This window comes from Affinundibacterium macrobrachii (assembly GCF_014652415.1).
Classification (GTDB): domain Bacteria; phylum Pseudomonadota; class Gammaproteobacteria; order Burkholderiales; family Burkholderiaceae_D; genus Undibacterium; species Undibacterium macrobrachii.
In genome coordinates this window covers 609,013-629,783 of the sequence record NZ_BMYT01000002.1, presented here as the reverse complement: position 1 = coordinate 629,783, position 20,771 = coordinate 609,013, and the positions used below count along the sequence as shown (strand labels likewise).

At 41.9% G+C, this 20,771-nt stretch carries 10 protein-coding genes; all 10 read right to left on the bottom strand.

All coding sequences use genetic code 11. From position 1 onward, the window contains the following. Positions 1–66 precede the first annotated feature (66 nt). Positions 67–3,102, bottom strand: a complete 3,036-nt coding sequence (locus IE103_RS08425; RefSeq protein WP_189345656.1) for a glycosyltransferase — start codon at positions 3,100–3,102, stop codon at positions 67–69. A gap of 354 nt (positions 3,103–3,456) precedes the next feature. Then, the gene (locus tag IE103_RS08420) at positions 3,457–5,094 is read right to left on the bottom strand and encodes a Stf0 family sulfotransferase (RefSeq protein WP_189345655.1); all 1,638 of its coding nucleotides are present in this window, start codon (positions 5,092–5,094) and stop codon (positions 3,457–3,459) included. A 116-nt stretch (positions 5,095–5,210) separates the two neighbouring features. Beyond that, positions 5,211–6,143: a glycosyltransferase family 2 protein gene (locus tag IE103_RS08415; RefSeq protein WP_189345654.1), complete on the bottom strand. Its 933-nt coding sequence runs from the start codon at positions 6,141–6,143 to the stop codon at positions 5,211–5,213. Beyond that, complete coding sequence (locus IE103_RS08410; RefSeq protein ID WP_229827173.1) at positions 6,136–8,388, bottom strand: glycosyltransferase WbsX family protein; 2,253 nt, start codon at positions 8,386–8,388, stop codon at positions 6,136–6,138. The genes IE103_RS08415 and IE103_RS08410 overlap by 8 nt, the downstream gene beginning before the upstream one ends. A 209-nt stretch (positions 8,389–8,597) precedes the next feature. Then, the gene (locus IE103_RS08405) at positions 8,598–9,458 is read right to left on the bottom strand and encodes a hypothetical protein (protein ID WP_189345653.1); all 861 of its coding nucleotides are present in this window, start codon (positions 9,456–9,458) and stop codon (positions 8,598–8,600) included. 389 nt (positions 9,459–9,847) lie between these two features. After that, entirely contained in the window at positions 9,848–11,203 is a 1,356-nt protein-coding gene (locus tag IE103_RS08400) for a TolC family outer membrane protein (RefSeq protein ID WP_189345652.1), read from the bottom strand. A gap of 4 nt (positions 11,204–11,207) precedes the next feature. Next, a complete protein-coding gene (locus IE103_RS08395; RefSeq protein WP_189345651.1) occupies positions 11,208–12,563 on the bottom strand; it encodes an HlyD family type I secretion periplasmic adaptor subunit in 1,356 nt (451 codons plus the stop codon). Positions 12,564–12,565: 2 nt separating this feature from the next. Next, entirely contained in the window at positions 12,566–14,386 is a 1,821-nt protein-coding gene (locus IE103_RS08390; protein WP_189345650.1) for a type I secretion system permease/ATPase, read from the bottom strand. Positions 14,387–14,635: 249 nt separating this feature from the next. After that, positions 14,636–16,147 (bottom strand): class I SAM-dependent methyltransferase, encoded by a 1,512-nt coding sequence (locus IE103_RS08385; protein ID WP_189345649.1) that lies wholly within the window; start codon positions 16,145–16,147, stop codon positions 14,636–14,638. Between the two features lie 240 nt (positions 16,148–16,387). Further along, positions 16,388–20,683, bottom strand: a complete 4,296-nt coding sequence (locus tag IE103_RS08380; protein WP_189345648.1) for a DUF4214 domain-containing protein — start codon at positions 20,681–20,683, stop codon at positions 16,388–16,390. Between the last annotated feature and the right edge of the window lie 88 nt (positions 20,684–20,771).

Genomic DNA, 20,771 nt, shown 5'->3' with positions numbered 1-20,771 from the left:
ATAAACTTGCATGCTTACTCTTTTGATCCTCATCATGTGCAAGTTTTCTGAGCAATCGGACCTGCGTTAACGGCAAATCGTTTTTACAATCCGATCACGAAAATGTTGTGGCGAACAATCTCTATCGACCGCAGCTAAACCTTGTTCCGCAGTTGAACGCCAAAGGTCAAAATTATTGTATAGTTGAATACAGGCGGCAGCAAAGATAAACTCCGAGCAGCCACCATTATCATCAAATAAGATTCCTTCCCCATTTTTCCAAGATAATTGCTGAGCTAATAGCGGGGTGACCACCGCTGGTAATCCGTGGCTTACAGATTCTTGTACTTTCACTGGAATGCCAGCGCTAAATCTAGTCGGTGCCACAAATACTCGATGCTGAGAATAAACATCATTAAGGTTTGCGATTGCACCAGAAAAAATAATTCCGGCTTGCTCACTAAAGTCTTCCGCTTTTTTCTTAAGTTTACTGTCCCAATGACCAACAATATTTAATGTTGCAGTCGGAATTTCTTTCAGAATAAGCGGCCAGACAGACTTTGTGAACCAAAGAAGGCTATCGTAATTGGGTGTGCTTGCATCGAAAACTGCACCCACAAAAAGAAAACCTGCTCGTTTTTTCCAGGCGGCCTTACTACTTACAGTCTCAACTTGGTTTTCTAAACTGAGACGCAATACACTGGTTTTCTTTAATTGAAGAACCTCATCCACCAACTGTTTTTCCGCCTCATTGACTAAAATTACTTCGTCAAATAACTCGGCACCAGCCAGTTCGTCACGCACTTCTTTATAAAAATGCGCTTTAGACCATCCTGAAGATCCAAGAATACTGCTTAAAGAATAGCCCCTATTACTAGCGATTGCCTCGGTATCCAAAATTAAACTAGGTCTATCCTTTTTTGTTAAAAGGTTCTGCAATGAAAGCCTTATTTTTGCAATAGTATGTGTTCTACAGACCCAGATTGCATGAAAGTTAGAATAACGATTTTGAATAAATGTATTTAAATCGTCCTCGTGATTATCATCAGCGTAGATTAATTCAACACCATACAAATACTGCATTATTTCGCTTTTTTGTGCAGTTTCGCGCTTACTTTGAATATAGATGGTGACGGCAAAACCAAGTTGCAATAAGGATTGAACAACCTGATTAGTTCTGCCGAAACCAGAGCCGAGCCGAGGTATAGGAATAAGATCCTCGATCAGTAAAATCCATTGCTTGTTTTTGTTTTGTCTATCCGATGCACGGAATGAATAGTGTATTGCTGGCGCCTCTTGCCTCTCAATAAAAAAGCGCTGTTTACGAACAAATTCTTTTTTATGTTTGCCAATAAGAGCGGCAGAAACTGTTGGAGGCCGCGCCTTAGAAAACGAGGCGTACTCAAAGTGATGAATATAGATTCTAGGATCGTAAATAACGCGATAACTGTTTTCCCAAATTCTGGCACATAGATCAGTTTCTTCGTAATAACCAGGTGCGAAGGTCTCGTCAAACCCATTTAACAAGTCTAAAACGGTCTTCTTCACTACCAAGAAGCAAGCCGAGCAATAATCCACATCTTTTCTTCTGGTGAACTCAGGGTCAACTGGTGACTTATCTCTACCATACCCAAGAACTGAACCATCGTTCCATACAATGCATCCAGCTTCTTGTAACTTGCCATGAGTTCGAATTATGCGACCACCAACAGCCCCGACGTTTTCTTCTGAATGAAGTGTGTCAAGCGCGTATTGAGCCGCGCCGTACCCGATTTCAATATCGTTATTAAGAAATGCGACAGCTGGTGCGGTTGCCATTTTCCAGCCAATATTGCAGGCGGACGGGAAACCCACGTTCTGCTCCAAATGAATGACTTTAATTCCCGACACTAATTGCTCTATTGAGCTTGTCATATCGGTTGATGCGTCGTCAACAACAACAACCTCATAGGGTAACTTCACCTTGGCGTCTAATTCCGCCAATAACTGAAGCGTAAAATTTATCTCATTAAAAACGGGAATAACAAAGGTAATTTGCGGTTCAGCGGAGGTATTAAGCGTAAGACCACCCGAGGAAATAATATTGTCTGCAACGACTTCTGCCTTACGGGCAAAAATAATTTTCCCTGCATCTTCTTCTACATAAAGGTCGACTAGAGAAGGATTGGCTTTTAAGCCACGTTTTCGTCCCATCCATAAAAAATGCTCGAACGGTGATTGCATATTGTATGCAATGATTTCCTTTACTACTTCAGGGTTTTTTTCTAGATAATAGACTGAATTAAAGTATCTATTGGGGTTACGATTTTCTTTCGCGCCAATAAATAGCCAATGATGGATTGGCTTGATTGTCCCAGCGGAATAAGCGTCACTAATATCTTTATAATTTTTTAAATAAAAATCGATGTCAAAATCTGGTAATGGCGACTTATTTTCATTGATGCCATAGCGTAGAAAATGCTCAATGACACTCCCAACTTTTTTCCCTCGCCCCACCATGCTCGAAATCTCGGGGTACATAGTTAAGTACCACTCCGAATCAAACAAAGTGGATGGATTCACACAATCAAATTGGCCTTTTTCAAGAAAATGCTGGAATGAATTTTGTACCCGCTCATTCTTGATTTGTGACTCATAGAAACTACCGGAAAACAAGGGATGCGGTCGGTGACGTTCTTTCCGAACGGTTGAAAGATAATGTAGGTAAATGGAATCAATTTGCCCCTGCGATGACAACTCTTTGACATCGCTATTATTTTGCAAATAAAAGTCGGTATCAAACAACCAATGTGGCGAAATGCCTTTGTCATCTCCAATCTGTAAATAATGTGCCATCGCACCCAAAGAATTTGGGCTAGTGGCCTGAGGCACCTTCGACAAATAAAATGGCGCGTCAAAAAAAGGGCCCGGACTATAGTTTTCTTTTAATCCAATAGACAAATAATGCTGCCAAGCATTGATAAATTCATTCTGAGCAATGGCTAATTTCACCAAAGGATAACGTTTTAGATACCATTGCTCGTCAAAGAAAAATTGGATTTTTCTTTGGAATAGTTTTACGACATCCATGTCGCTTTGCTGTTCCGTTGGATGAAGAAATGAGTTGGCGTTTTTAATGACCATTATTTGCTATCTTTTTATAGGCTACAAAGTAACTTTATCTTACAATCAACTATATTTTTTACATGCAATTTCAAAATATACTCCCTGAATAATGCTTTATTTTCAAAGAAGCCTACTACTCAACCTTAAGTTAAGACTAAAACAGATGCTATTTATCAAGTTAATGTAAGTAGGCAATTAAAATACAGACTGTATTACATGAATAATTGTTACAATCTCCGAAAGTAACATGCTAGATGATGCAATCATGTTAAAAACATGATTTCTAACCAATAGTAAAGTTCTATTTAATTTACGGTTTGAAAATTAAATAAATCCGTGCAGTTAGACTTCTTTTTTATAAGTAATTTACGATTATGCGGTTGTTTTGCGCAATGTAAAAGTTGCCTGAGGAAAACGAACAGGATCATCTACAAACTCTACAAACTCTAGAAATTGTCCCCAGTTTTTTCTTACATATTCAACAGGAACAAAACTATCACCGTAATCGCGATTATCTTGCCCGTTTCCCGTAGGGATAAAAACAAATTCTCCATTTTTGTGAATATCAATCGCATTTGCAATATCAACTTTAGAATTCTTGAAAGCTTGATGCCAATCAGATTGACAAACTCGTTCACCGCTTTGAAACTCTTTTACTGCAGTTAACCAGTGTTTTGAATGCGTAGTTGCAATTAATAAACCGCCTGGGCGTAAGACTCGAGCAATCTCTTCGATCCAGGCAAGAGCACTAGATTCTGAAAGGTGTGAAAAAATCGAATTTGCAAATACCACATCAAAAAAACCATCTCTAAAAGCTAATGGTGGATTGAATTGTGATCGAACAAAAGCAGCATAGGGCATATGTTCACGACACATTTGCAATGCTTCCGCCCAAGGATCGATGCCAATAAGACCCGCTTCTTCTACATCGCGAACGAATAAGCGGGTAAAACGCCCCCAACCGCAACCAAAGTCTAATAATGATTTAATCGAACTTATATTTTGTTGGCGACAAATATCTAATACATACTTATAAACAGGCGCAGCAGATTGAATGGCGCTGGCGCCAGAGTTACCATGAAAAATTGCCTGTTTCTCTGCTGGTGGTGCTGTTGGCATAGCCACGCCTGCCAATGTCATTTCTCTCTCAGTAGATTGTCCAACATATTCAATCCAATCATCAGTAGATAACTTTTGGGCTGCGTCATGAAGCCCACTGTAAGTTAATTGATTATTTTTTGAGCGAGAGTCTGATACCAAAAAAGCATACTTAGATAAAGCAAAATATCGACGCACATCTTCGATGTTTTGAATTTGTTCTTCCGCGCTCAATTGTCTTTGTTTGCGAGTAGCAGGCTGCACACTGATCTGCGGTAGCCCTAAAAAATCAAATACTGACATTGATACAGTTTCAAATTCACTGGAAAGCTGCTCATAATCAACATGTAAATAGTTTGCCTTGGGGAAGAAGTCACTTCGAAGGAAACTATTAACTTCAATATAGCTTTGAAAAAAAGACTCAAGAGCAATTGGATTGGCCGTAACCCGCAAATCATTTACGTTTTTTTTGTCTCCTGCACTGTCTTTCGTTGAAGCATCCACCCATTGCCCAGTTTTTTTCGCGGCCTCTCGTGACACCCAGCATGCCAAAAGGTCGCTACGTTCTATATGAATAAACTTGAGCGATGGAAAAGCTTCTCTTAAACGCAAGAATAACTTCTCGGTTCCAATGCAATCGACGCGCTCACCAAAGAGCTTAAAGCCAACGGCACCGTATTCACTGTTTTTTTCGTTCCATACATTTTTTCGAAGAAAATCAATTGCATCGTCATTTTCTTCGTCAAAAAATATTTTAGATCCATCTTCATTAATCGCATGAGGTCCTTCACGCTCGACTTTTACTCTGTGAAACAATTCGCCATACATTTTAATTTGGGGGTGTTGCGCCAGGGTCGTTTGTAAAAGAGTCGAGCCAGTACGCGGCATACCCACAACAATAAACATTTGCATATTTTCTTTATCCGTTTAAGTATTTATATCTAAATTATTTCCAATTTTTTTATACTTGTTTAATGGAATTACTCTTTCATAAATTTAAGTTTTAAAATATAAAATACTCTATGTGGTCACGACACATCTTTGGCTTGATTCATTAATTGAGTCATACGATCATATCTCACAACTTCTGCCCCAACTAAATAAAATACCCAGCTTAGAACTGAATCTGCTGCTATCCATTTATCAAAAAACATAGGCCAATTCAAAGAGGAGGGAGCATTAAGATTGATACACATACTCGTCTGACACTTCGAAAAATAATTTTTATAGACAATTTGGCTCTCTAAATATTGCTCTACTTGAAGTGCAGCAAATGAATTTGCCCCGTGAATTCGATATTGATAAAGAGGTTCTTCGACCAGTAGAGGGGCACTAAACAAACATGCTTGCAATGCAAAATCCCAGTCATGGCAATATTTTAATTTCTTGAAGGGCCCCACCTTGTCATAAAGTTCGCGACTAAAAAAGAGATTTCCTGTAGTTACAGCAATATTTTTTTTAAGCAAAGCAAATCCAACTGAGGGAAAGTTGGCCGCATAATCGATTGACGTCTCAATACCAATAGCGAGCTCTGAATACATTCGAGCCCCCTTTTCATCAACGACACGGATACCCGTAAAAAGCCAATCAGCTTGATGCTTTTCTGCTTGCTGCAGTAAGATTTCTAGGCGTGTAGGAGCATACAGATCGTCAGAATTGAGCACTGTTAGAGCATTCCCCTGAGCGAGTGCCAATCCCTTATTAATTGTGTTATGAGCACCGAGATTGACTTGATTTGCTTCGATGATGACTCGCACAAAACGTTCGTTTGCTTTTTTTTCTTCAGCCCACTCTTTTGCGATTTCCAAAGTGCGATCTTTTGAACAGTCGTCCAATAAGATCAATTCAATATTGGGATATGTCTGCACATAAACAGAATCAAGTGCCGCCCTGATAAATGAGGCATGATTGTAGGCAGGTATAACAACAGAAACTAGGTCACCAAAAAGAAGCTTAGACAATTTCAATCTCCACTTTAAATGGTGTCATAACTACACGCTTCTCGATCTGACATGCAACAATCAATTCGTATGTGCCAGGCGGCACTGACGATATATCCACCATCGCTTTTATTCCTGAAAAAAGCATATTGGGATTTTGATTATATTCAGCAACATCGGCACGTTCATAACGATGAACAATCGGTGCAAAATAACTCTCGTCCAACGCAATATTCTGCAACACAATATAAGTTGGCGTATCAGCAGCTAATTTTTGTTGTGGACTGTGATAAGCCCAGCCATCAAGCATTAGTTTTTGAAGTGAATCAACAACAACTTTTTGTCCATGAAATTTTGAATAGTGATTCAGATTGAACAAATCAGAAGCACCACCTTCATAGAACCTTAAGCCATTCCAAGCATAAGGTAAGCCTTTCTTCATGTTTGTCCAGAACTTTGGAATACCATAGTTACCCATCACACCGAGTAGATGTTGATTTACTTTGGTTAAGCGCTCCAACGAGAAGCGTAAATCAGCAATGAAATTCTTTTTAGTTTCTCCAGTCAGTTCAGAGAGCTGATCAGCGTAATTCAGCAAGAGGTGCCAATTAGATGTTCCTTTAAGTGCACGTCTTGTTGACTCTAGGTAGGCTCGCCCATTTTTTTGGTCAGGCTCCAGATGTGTTCCTTCTGCCCATTCGTTCCAAGCATTAATAAATACTAATTGCTCACCTTTCGGCAAGGATTGCCTAGCTCGATCAATCGCACCGCGAAGCCAAGTCTCGTAAGAATCAGGAGTCGCATTAATAAAAACATTTCCGGCTTTCTTCTTACGTGCAGTATTATCCCAAGCAGTCATCACTCCCGGAAACTGTTGATATAAAGGAATACCTCTTCCCAATTGTTCCTCAACAACATTCTCAAAGTCGTAAATATTGCCAGTGTAGCTCTCAGCTAAGCCATCAATTTTGTCGTTTTCTAACCCTGCTACCAAATTATGTGGTGGGAACTGAACAGAAGAATTAAATCCATATTGGCGAGGTTCTGTTAGATTAAATGTCTCTGCCATGCAAAGATGAATTTTGGGGATGCCATTAGCAGCACAAATCTCTCGCCATATTTCTGCTGTTTTTGCAGGATTTGGCATCAATGACAGCCGATAAATGATCAGGATGGGAGCCCCATTTAATCGAATATACCGAGGGTCTTTAAATAGTGGAATTACATCGCGAATAAATTCTTCGTCAGTTTGTTCGTTGTGTACTTGCTGTACTAGAATTTCGTTTTCAGAACCATCCCAACGCCGTGACCAATTTTCATTTGCCCAGCAGATACAAAATGGAAAATCTGGTTTGCCAGAATCGAACACTTCTTGTAATGGACGCTCTAATAATCTGCGCCCCTCAAACCAATAATAGTAGTAACAAAAACCATAGATCCCATGCTCCTTCGCTAATTTGGCTTGGGCTTCTCTTACTTCTGGCAATCGAAGATCGTAATAGCCTAGCTCACTAGGAATATGTGGTTGATAATGATCTTTAAAATAAGGAATCGCTCGGGTTACATTGGTCCACTCGGTAAAGCCAGCTCCCCACCATTCATCGTTTTCAATAATAGGATGAAATTGAGGCAAGTAATACGCAATGAGTTTGACATCATTATTTAAATCTTGTGCTAAATCTGTATTGCAAGACACGTCAAAACTTGATTTGCACTGTGTCGGTGAAATAGATTTTTTTTCGTTTTTCTTTACAACACTTGCTCTAAACCAACTCGATAACTTATCAAAGGAGATCATGACCGGAGCTAATGCTAAATTCGAGCCATCTAGAACCAAGTGCAATTTAACTTCGGCATGATCTTGAAGATGCTCATGTTCTTGAGGAATAGACATTCTTTTCCACAAAACCTGCACTCCACAATAGACCTTTTGTCCAACTATTTCGCTAATATCTGCGCGATGCAAATTGGCAAATGCACATCCAATTACGAGGTCATTCAATTGTATATTTAAAGTGATTGGCTCTGAGATATCATCAAGATTTATTGCCCATGCCCGAATTCCTTGCTCATCAACCGAATCGATAAAACCGAAAATACCCTCTTTGTCTTCTTTGGTGATTGCTCTAACTATCCGATATTCATTTGATTTTTCAGCAGCAGTGCTGTCGGGAGGGTTCAAGTCTTCATGACTATCAGTAGTTGCACTAACAAATTTTGACGACGGACGTTTTTTCGAGGATACACTTGATTCTGTTTTCTTCATGATTTGGATAACTTATAAGGTAAGAAACGAATTGTTTATATAATCTACAACCGTCAAAGTTAAAAATAACTAATTTTAATTTAATTAACATTAAGTTATGCAACTACAAGAACGTAAAATATCTTAAATCGAAGAAAATTAAATTTAACTTGATATATTTTCCATATCCTTCAGTCCAACAAATGCCTGCCTCGCGACCAGATGGGAAATCAAGATTTTGGACTTTTCGAAGTCACTTTACCTTTCCCACCAGCCTTAAAAGTCTTAGTCTTCGGTGAATCCAACCAAGCATTCGTTACTTTAGTTTTTTTACTTGAGGGTAAGGCTTTCAAGCTTAAGCATGTCAGATGTTCAAAACCACTTGGACCACTTAAGGTTAGTCCTGAAGAAATTGGTGTTTGAAACCCACCAGAGAAATGTGCAGTGCCGGCTAATTCAAACTTGGCCGCATCAACACCAACTAAAGAAAATGTTACTTCGGTGATTCTTCTAGCCTCACCGCGCGTGCCGCAGAAATTGCCAACAGTGACACTTGGTAGTTCTCCAGATCCCTCGACCGATACAAAGTAACTGATATCGACACCTGGCGGCTTGTCTGGCCATACTACTTGAAATCCCTCTAATCTGAACTGCTTGCTTGGGTCTCCTAATAAAGCGCCATCGCTGACGGCGATATCTCCCATATTTTCAACATGGCCAATCAAACTGACACCTAATTCATTTATTCTAAATGCTCCAGTTTTTGCACCCGTCGTATCAGGCACTGGTAGTCTACTCTCAGAGTCTAAACTAACGGTATCTAAGCGGATGGTCGGCGGGATGTCGTCGGCGGATGCCAGATAGGCGGTAATCAACATTTCCACTGGTGCGTGCTTGACTAACAGAACGATACAATCAGCACCGTCACGCAATATCACACCTTGGGTTTTCTCTGTACTTAATATTTCTAGCTGACCAGTGCATGTTGCGTCGCCAGGTGCTCGCGATACAGTGAACGCTGGACCGCCCTTAGGATGACGAAGAATATGGATGCCAGGCTGAAGCCGTAAAATTGAATTTTTTAGGTGCATGGTTCGTCAAGAAATGATTAACACGGAATAAATTGACTCTACCGGAAAAAATTTCTCTATACAAGATTTACTACAACTTTATCAATGATTCGAAACACACAATTTATTGAATTAGGCAGACCGCATCCTATCGATTTTGCGTATTCATAGAACGCATATGTCAATTTCTATGCAGTTTATTTCGACAGGATCAATCTCACTTTATTGCAGGTAGTCCATAGTAAACACAGCGAGGAAGAAGAATTAATGGCTATGGGGTAGTGAGGCGCTCGAAAAAACAAGAAAGCTTAGTTCACAGTAATGAACTAAGCTTTTTAGGGGATGTATTTTTTTACTTACTAGTGTCTGTTATCAGCTCAAAAGATTTCCTACTTACAGACGAAAACACATCATTTGTTACCACCGAAATAACCTGCAATAATTTGTAAGTCAGCGATATCGAGAACACCAGCTGCAGCTTTCAAACGAAGAAAGCTTAATAAGTATGTGTAACGTGCCTGAGCTAAATCACGTTTTGTTGAGACTAACTGTTGTTGCGCATTTAAAAGATCTAAATTAATACGCACACCACCTTTAATACTTTGCTTGGTTGCGTCCACCAATAATTCACTGGACTGAACCGATTTTTGTAAGGCCTCTATTTTTGCAGCACTACTCTTTATTGCATTAAATTGCTTAGTAAGTTCATTGTGCACTTTAGAGACTGATGCATCGAGCTCAGCGCGAGCCTTATCACGACGCGCTACACTTTGCTTAGACACAGAACTGGCATAACCACCCGAGTAGATTGGTATCACCAATTGAACGCCAACGCTACGAATATTATTATCTTGCTTTTGCGTAGTAATCGTTTCCGACAAACCGCGGTTGTAAGAGGCGTTTAAATCAAGCCGTGGTGCGTGGGCAGCACGACTTTTATCGATCTCTTTCTCAGCGATTTCTACCGCATATCGTCCCGCCACAATCTCAGGATTATTTTTGTTGGCAATCTGACGCCAAGCGTCCAAGCTATTTTCGTTCAGAGGGTGCAAACGAAAATCTGACCGCAGTGAATCAAGTTCCAACACTTCTTGTCCGACGATGCTTTCCAAGGCATTCTTCGTGTTTTGGAAATTATCACGAGCCTCCATTAACATTGCTTCAGACACGTCTAACTTTGCCTGTGTTTCCAGCATATCTGTTCGCGTACCCTCACCCTTTTTAAAGAGCTTATCATTCACCTTTCGTTGTTCTTGATACGTATCACGTTGGGCGGTATACAAACGAACTTGATCCTCTGCAAATTTCGCATCCACATACGCTGAGACCAAACGCACAATCAATTCTTGCGATTGTGCGGAAAATTGTGTCTCGCTCAATTGCGTTTGAATCACCCCTTGCTGAAATCGAGCATAAGCATCCAAATTAAACAGCGTTTGGCGTAAACTCACATTTCGTGTCGTACTTGCGTAATCTTGGTCGGTAATTCCACTCGGATTCAAGATATTTGGCGCGGTGATCGTTTCACCTTTATTTTTACTGGTGGAGTAACTGTACTGCAACGAGGGCAACAAGCCTGAACGGCCTATTGCCTCGTATTCTTTACCTGCAACGCGCTCTGCTTTGGCACCCAAATAAGTCGGATCTTTTTGCAAGGCTGCTTGATATGCTTGTAGCAATCCAATTGCTGATGCCGCCTGCGTTTGCAACAGCAATAAAGCACAACCAACTGCCACAACGGATTTACGCACAGAATTTACACGCATCGTTTTACTCCTCTGACAAAGCAGAACCAGCACGATCAATCACAGGTTTAAGCAGATAATTCATCATCGTGCGCTCGCCTGTCTTCACAAAAAGTTCGACTGGCATACCAGGGCGAATTTCTAATTTAGAAATCATTTTCAAGCCTTCTGGAGCAACGGCCGCTTTCAATTTATAGTAAGGCTGTCCAGTATGCTCGTCAATCGAGCGATCAGCGGATACCTGCGTAACCACACCAGGGATATGTGGTGTCTTATTCACATTAAACGCAGTAAAAATTAATTCTACCTTCAAGCCGGGATGAACTTTATCGATTAAATGTACAGGTAAATGACCTTCTACAATCAGCGCATCACCGGATGGAACTAACTCCATTAACTTAGCCCCAGCGGGAATGACGGCACCATTTGTGAACACGTTCAATCCAACTACAATACCAGAAACTGGAGCACGCACTTCTACATTATTTAAATCAAAATCTAAAGCGCGCAAGCGATTTTGCAACGCCTCTGCTTCCCTCTGAATATCATTCAATTGCATCCGCACATCTTTCTGATACTCTTGGATTCGCTGTTGCTTTCTCAGAGTGGTTTCTGAAATCTGACGACTTAGTCGCCCCATATTTCCTAAATCTTCAGAAATAGATCCTGTGATTTGTGCATATGTACGCTCGACTTCCAACAAACGATTACGTGCGATGTAACCATCTTTAGATAATTCGCGCATGCCATCTAGTTGTTCCTTGACGATAGCTTGTTGCTGCTTTTTATTCACCATTGATTCTTCAAGACCTTTTGCTTGTGAGCGTAAGCCAAGAATGTTCTCTTCGAACGCATTTAATTCAATTTCCAAAGCGCCACGACGATTGGCGAATAATTGCTGCTGAACTAACAAATTATTTTCAACTCGCGGGTCCTTTTTTTCGTTTTGCAAGAAAGCTGGAAAATTGATTGTTTTTGTGCCATCTCGCTCCGCTAACAATCGAGCCTCGGTTGCTTTTGCGCTGAAATATTGTGTACGCGTGATTTCTGCATTGGATTTGACTTGCGTATTGTTCATGCGCACAAGTACTTGGCCTTGCTTTACCACTTCGCCATCTTTAACCAAAATTTCGTCGATCGTACCACCAATTTGATGTTGTACCACTTTACGATTGGAGGAAACTGTCACGGCACCACTCAAAGGTACACCACGGTCGAGCGGAGCGAATGATGCCCACAAAAAGAATCCAAGCACACCAAAAATCACTATTCCCCAACCAAGACGAGAATAGCTTTTAGGATCAGTTTCAACTTCGAGCAGTTCAACATCCTGAGTGACTACATCACTAGCGTTTTTCTTACTAAGTGCCAAATTATTCATAATTACTCCTGTTCTTCTGCAGCAGCTTGAACGCGTGCTTGCGTATCTTCAGACAGTTGCTGCGTACCCTCCGCGGCTTGCTGTGCTGCTTGTTGTGCTGCTTGGTGCATTTGGATCGCTTGTTGTTGCGCTTGCTGCTGGGCCTGAGCAAGTGCCTGCAATACCTGATCCCTAGGGCCAAATGCAGCAGCCATACCATCTCTGATTAACAGAAGCTTACTAGTAGCAGCTAAAATCGATTGACGATGAGTAATTAAGACAATCGTTTTGCCGCGAGAACGCAAATCATTGAGAGCTAATAATAAAGCTTGTTCACCAATGTCATCCAAATTGGAATTCGGCTCATCCAACACTAATAACGAAGGGTCGTCATACATTGCACGTGCCAAGCCTAAGCGTTGTTTTTGTCCACCAGACAAACCACCGCCACCGTCGGTGAGTACAGTGTCATAACCTTTTGGCAGATGCAAAATCATGTCATGTACACCAGCGCGCTTCGCTGCCAAAATCACTTTTTCTGAATCGACGTCACCGAATCGAGCAATATTTTCTGCGACAGTGCCAGCGAACAATTCGATATCTTGCGGTAAATAGCCGATGTGTGGTCCCAACTGGTCTTTATTCCACTGATAAATATCAGCGCCATCTAAGCGCACTTTCCCTACAGCAGATGGCCATACGCCAACTAATAAACGCGCTAAAGTTGATTTACCTGACCCAGAAGGACCGATGACGCCGAGCACATCACCAGGTTGTAGACTGAGCGTTAAATTCTTGATCACTGCTACAGGTGAGCCGGGTGGCGCAGCAGTCACCGCTTCCACACTAACAGCCCCCAAAGGCTTCGGCAAATCCATACCAGCCTTGCGCGGTTGGTTGTTAGTTAAGAGTTCATTGAGACGTTCATAAGCACTCTTTACCGAGCTCCATTGCTTCCAAACACCAATTAATTGATCAATAGGACCTGTCGCTTTACCAAGCAAAATCGAGCCAGCAATCATCATACCTGGCGTCATTTTTCCTTCAATAACAAGTAAGGCACCAAACCCAAGCACAAGCGATTGCACCGAAACGCGTACAAATTTACTGATAGCACTAACAATACCGGATTTTTCACTCGCCTCGGCTTGCAACTGCAAGAATCGAGAATGCAGCTTGAACCAACGTGTCATCAAATTGGGCAACATACCCATCGCTTCGATGACTTCAGCATTCCGCAAATTATTCGTCGCTTGCATGCTAGACATGATCGACATCGCGTTCGCTTCTTTCAGAGGTTTGCTAGATACTTTCTCATTAATATAGGCAAGAACCACCATAATGATGACAGCAACAGTAGCAAATATCCCTAAGTACACGTCAAACATGAAAATCACTGCGAGATAGATCGGGAACCATGGCGCATCAAAAAATGCGAACAAGCCATTGCCCGTTAAGAATTGACGAATTTGTGTCAAGTCCTGTAACGCTTGACCTGGATTACCGCCACCTTTTTTCAGATTCTGCTCAAATGCTGCTGTATAAATCCGCTTATTCATCTGCATATCTAGTTTTGCACCAACTCGGATTAATACAAAACTACGTACGAATTCGAGAGCACTCATAAAGGCAAATGCCCCCAAGACGAGTAAGCTCAGCATCAACAGAGTGATTTCGTTCTGACTTTGCAAGACGCGATCATAGACTTGCAACATGTAAAGAGATGGTGCCAACATGAGCAAATTAATAATGGCGCTAAACACGCCGATTGTACGAAATGCGCTTTTAAACGAACTAAGAACGTCCATTATCTCGTTCTTAGGTAACTGGAATTTAGATTTCATAAGTCTCTCGCACGATCAGTGCACAATGAATCATTTTGACAGGCGGCTACTAAAGAGGCCGGGCGCTATTATCAGTGCATATAATAACAAAAAATGTGATATGCGTCACATTTTTTTGAATATCGTTTCGTGTAGACGTAATTTCAGAATGCTTTTTAAGCACAACTTATTTATTCCCCCGCTTCTTTCACATACAACTCTGAAAAAAAAGCGGGTTAGAAAGCATTAACTAATTACTTACCCTGAGTTTTACAGCACGCCCCAAGTTTTTAGTAATGGCATGGTTTCCTTAAGGAAGACTATTTCACGCTGTTTGAGCTCAATTAGATTCTCGTGCTCATCTTTGATCGCCTGTCCATCTCGCATCAATGACTTACCTAAACTTCGCATTTTTTGCCAAACTGCACCCGCCAAGTCACTTGCATTTTCCCATTGTGCCGCTATGAAGAACTGATCAATTTCACTTACTGGTACAGCAGTACGCAATCGACTCGCAACCAGAATTGCCATCGGCTCACCGTACAAAGCGCGCTGAACGACAATCTTATTAAATGATAAACATGTGGTGGCACTTAAATCTGGATCAATATCAATCGCGTGCACATAACCAACGGCAGAAAGCACGACAATCGCATTTATTGCGCTGTGAAGTGGTGCTTGCATTAGTTCGCTAATCGCACTCAAGGAAAGTGGCTGCTGTGCCAGCGCATCCAATATTGGCGCGTACACCTCACCTGGCAGAATTATTTCACCAATCGAAGACTGCACCGTTAACATACAAGACGAACGGGGCACGAACAAAGTGAAATGAGACTCACGCGCGATTTTCTCGACTTCTACTGGTGCGTACTTGCGCTTACCTTTGACAAAGATATCTCTTCTAAATTGTTGATTCTTCGCAAAATCTTTTAGCAACTCGCGCATTGTAGGATCAGACTCTTGCGCAATCCTTTGGATTGTCTCTTTACTGAGACCAAGCTCATCTGCATTCTCCAACAAACCGGCTGAGCAAGCAAAACTAAGCTTAGCGGAATTTAAATCCGCAGCAATGTCGCTACTATAAAAGAGGTTCCAATCTGCATTCATATACTCATGAGCCATATAGTGCGCATCATGCGCCTGTAAACGCTCAGCCATTTTTTTTGCGGAAGGATTGTCCTTAAAGTAACTTAAATTAAGCCCTTGTAATTCATTTACAAACTGTTTTGCGGCGCGAACTTTGTCCGCAACTGGCCCACCAGTTCTAACCGCAAATTGCGTCATCAGGTGGCGCAATGGTGCTTTACCTGACCACCCAGGCAGACAATTGTAAGAGATATACACGGCGCCACCTGGTTTTAAAAGTTTTTGCACCAGCTGCACAATTAGGCTTTGGTTTTCTTTACTTACCCAAGAATAAATGCCGTGCAAGACAATGAAATCCATCATTGGCAAATCTCGCTGCAAAGCGTCTGCAAAACTATCATCAAAGAAATGCACATTCTTTAGCCCTGCTTCATCCGCCATACGCTGCGCATTCAACACATGCACTGGATTAAAATCAAAGGCATAAAATTCAGATTGTGAATTGCAAGCAGCTAAAGCATTCGTGCTAAGTCCATTGCCACAGCCGATTTCCAGCCAATTAAATACAGAACTTGCCTTAGGCAAGACAACATTCTTACTCAAGGCATTAAAGTGCATCAGAATTGGTGCTAACTCTGGATAGAAGTTAGAAGTGTATTCAATATCTGTAACGTAACCATGCGTCCAATCTGACATGCAAATTCCCCTATCCCAAAAAATATAGAATTACCATTATGACTGTCATCAAATCAACTAAATCGATTAAACCAACCAATTAAACCAAGCTATTCAAGCAAATCAATTAAACAAAGTATTCAGCATAACAAAGTTACACTGCTACTCGACAAAAAAAATGCCGATTCCTAAGAATCGGCATTTTATTTTTATAAACAAGATGCTTTTCAGCACCTTGTTTATGACTAGAGCTAATCGATATTAAACGATAGCGATAGTGTTTGCAGCTGCAGCACCAGCCAATGTTGTAACACCGTTTACACCAACCAATTGAACAACTGTATCTACCAAAGCATCTTGGAATACGATTGTTGAATCTTCAGCATCAACGAAGTCACCGTCACCGTTGCCGTCATAGCCGAACGCTACAGACATACCTGTACCGTCCAATTCTTGTGCCAAGAACGCCAAAGCTTGCGCCAAAGTGATCACGCCTACTGTGTCAGCAGCATTTGCATCAGCACCAGCAGATACTACTGCTGTTGTTTCAACGCCTGCTGTGCCAGTTACGTCCAACTTACCGAAAGTGATCACGCCACCTGCAGTTACTGTTGTGTTAGTGGAAACTGCACCAGTGCCAGTAACCAAACCACCGTTGCTTGCAGCTGCTGTTGTACCGAGAACCAATGCTGACAGATCCAAGATATCGTTAGCAACTTCGAAGCCAGTGATAACGTCCCAATCAGTAGAAGTAGAATCACCAACTGCGATTACAACTGTATCAACTGCGCCATCGCCTTTGAATGCAAATGTTGGCTCTTTTACTGTGCCAGCATCGCCAGCTGCAGTACCTGGAGTCCATTGTGTGTGATCCAAGTTGCTGTTCAAGTAGATAGTATCTTTACCTGTACCGCCTGTAACACTATCAGTACCAGCACCAGCGTAGATAGTATCGTTTTCAGAACCGCCAGTGATAGTATCGTTACCAGAACCACCCATGATTGTATCTGCACCAGTACCGCCAGACAATGTATCGTTACCAGCATCACCAGACAAGATATCGTCGCCAGCATCGCCATTCAATACATCATCACCGCCCAAACCGATCAAGATGTCGTTACCGTCACCACCAGAACGTGTTTCAGCAGCACCTGCTGTAGCGCCAGCACCGATCCAGAAATCAGCACCAGAAGTTGCAGTGAATGTTGCACCAACTTGTGCGTTTGTACCATTGAACGTTGCGCTGTTCAATGCATCACCCAAGAAGGAAACAGACAATGCGTCACCAGCTTTAGTTGCGATGTTAACTTCTTGTACTTGACCACCAGCGTTGTCATATACAACTGCAGTTGCTACACCACCTTCAACAGCGATAGTGTTTGTCGCTGCTGTGTGTACCAAGCCTGTGTTACCCAAAGTTGTACCGTCAGCTGCGTACACTTGGTTGAACTTAGCCAAGTTGTAACCGCTACCAGCAGAAACAGTGTTGTCTTGGTTAGAGCCAACGATCAAATCGTTACCTGCGCCAGAAGAAACAACGTTTTGACCACGGTCTACAGAGATCACGTCAACGCCAGCACCAGTAGTGATAGTGTCGTTACCAGATGCTGCGTAGATAGTGTTGTTGCCATTTGTTGCTGTGTATGTTGCAGATTTACCAGCAGAGTTACGGCCGTCGATCCAGCTATCACCTTTACCAGCTTTGATCACTGCAGCATCGCCCAAAGAGTTCACTTGAACAGCGAAATCACGGCCAACACCAGAAGCATCCAACAATGTCAAATTGTTGTTTGTTGCGTTACCAGATACCAAGCCCAAGTTCACGAAACCACCAGCAGTTACAGTCAAGCTAGCCAAGTTTTTAGCGTAGATGTTGTTTACTGTTGTGATAGTGTCGATTTTGCTTGAAGTTGTACGTTCGTTAGAAACAGCAACAACCATTTCAGTTACGCCATGAGCAGTCAATTTACCCAAGTTATAAGCAACTGCGCCTTTATCAACGTCCAAGCTGGAGTTGATATTAACGTTCAACTTAGCAACAGAGTTGTTAGCCAATGTTACAGCGTTGAAGTTTTGTGTTTCAGAAGAATCGTCAGTTTGGTTGCTATCGTTATCACCGAAGTAGTTCAATGTTGACAATGCTGTGCCTGTCAAATTGAATGTATCAGTTGTATCAACACCAGTAGTGATGTTGAATGGCTCAGCTGTTGTTGGAGACAAATCAGTTGCGCCGCCTGTGCCGTCAACAGCTTTGTCTGACAAAATTGCCAATTCAGTTACTGTTGTTGCTTTAGACATATCGATAGTTGCGTCAGCAGTTGTAACGATATGGAACTTTTCGATACCAGTCAAAGATGGTGCGCCAGTTACGTCTGCATTGAATGCAGCGCGCACTGTGTCTGTACCACCAGCGTCAGTAATTGTATCGGAACCGTTGAAGCCATTTACAGTTGCAAATGTCAAAATGTCGTTACCTGTACCCAACTTGATAGTTTGGTCAGCAGCACCAACTGACACGCGCAAGTTACTTGCTTGTGCAGATGCATCCAAAGTTTTCGCTACTACGTTGTTGATTACTGTGTAATCAGTAGTTGCTGTACCACCTGTCAATACAACAGCTGTTGTATGAGCAGAAGCACTGTTCAATGTCAAACGGTTAGTTTCTGTGTCTTTATCGTTCACAGTCAATGTTTCAACGCCAGCAGCAGTTACTGCGTAGTTGTATGTTGTGCCTGTGTTCAAATCGTTCACAACTGACAATGCAACCGCGTCAGCAGTACCTGAAGTTGTAGCCAAATTAACGACAACTGTATCACCAGTTGTTGTACCTTCAGTGTTTGCTGTTGTTGTTGAGTGGTGCAATTCGATATCGCTAGCAGCCAATGCAACAGTTGTTTTGTTCAATGTGAATGTAGATGCTGCTGCACCTGCTGCGCCTTCAGTACGCAAGATAACTTTCTTCAAGTTTGCGTCGAAAGTAGAGATATCAGCAGATTGTGAACCACCACGCATTTCCAATGTTTCAACATTAGAGATAGAAGCGTTAGAAGAAACACCAGCGTATGTACGCAATGTATCTGCACCAGCACCACCATCGATTACGTTACGGTCAGTTGCACTAGCACCTGTTGGCGCTGTTGTTGTCCACAATGTGTCATTACCTGCGCCCATTTTTACAGAAGCGTGGAATGTTGCACCGGAGTTGTTTGGGTCATTTTTAGAACCAGACGCGTTAGTGATGTCCAAATCAACGTTACCAGTGAAGCCAGTTGCGTCGATTGTACGGATACCAATACCGTTACCGATAGCCAAGCCACCAGCGTTCATGATTGTACGCTCTGTGCTTGAAGATGTGTCTGTATTAACCATCTTCAATGTGCCAGAACCAGTGATTGTCAAGTTTTCCAAATCAACTAAAGTTGTTTCTTTAATTGTGTTGTTACCTGCAGATTTCAATGCAACTTGTTCGAAACCTTCGTTAGAAGCAGAGCTTTGACCTACGAACAAAGATGCCAATGTAACGTTGGATACGTTTACTGTAGCTGAATCACCACCAACGCCCAATGCTGCTGTCTTAGACAATGCACCGTCAACATATTTAAATGCTGCAGTACCAGCAACAGCTGAAGAGTTCTTCACTGTCAAGTCATTTGCAATACCACCAGCTTTGTTGGTAGTGATGTTGTCAAATGTGAAGCCACTTGATGCTTCTTTTGTCAATTTGTTGATTGCCAATGCTGTGACGTCATCTGCATTACGCAAATCCATAGTCTTAGTGTCGCCAGTTGCTTCAACATTGATTTTTTGAACATTGTTCAAAGTTGGAGTTACGCTAGTTACACCGTTATCGTTGCTGTTACCCATTACAGCGTTCAACGTGTTTTTGCCAGTTGTACCAGTACCTGTCAAAACGTCTTCAGATTGCAATGAGTTGATACGATCGTCGCCGCCTGGTGTGTATACCAAACCAGCTTCGAAAATTGCGCCGTTAACTTTGTCTGTACCATTTGTCAATACAACACCAGTTGCAGATGCATCAACGATAGAAGCGATAGTCGCGTCTTGAGTTGCGATAGCAGCAGTTGCAGTTGCAGCAGTAGTAACACCGTTCAACCATGTTTTTGCCAATGCAACGCCATTTGCTTTAGAGTAAGCAACGATTTCTGGCGCTGTATCTAATGCTGTTGTGAAAGAAGTTGCAGCAGTTACTTTAGAATCAACTGCAATTTTGTCGTCGCCTTGAGCGCCGTTCAAAATACTGATCGCAGCAGCACCCAAGCTTACTTTACCTTGGTTGATTTGACCAACCCAGTACAACAAGCCAGCAGCGTCAGGAACGCGTGAAGAACCGAACAAGTTTGCATACAAAGTAGAAACGATAGATTCAGTAGTTTGGCCAGCGAATGCCGCCTTGTACTCTGCTTGTTCTGCAAAGCTGTTAGCGATTTGTGTGATGGTCATTGAAGAAGCCATCCAGTATGCCAAACCAGCTGGGTCAGCTGGGCGATTGAAGTAAGCGATGTAAAGCTTTTGAATATCAGCAGCTGTATTAGCCATGTAAAACTCCTTAATTAAGTTAGATAAATTGCGAAACTTGCTTTTAAGGCACCTATTCGCAGTACAACAGGGCGAATAATCTCAGAAC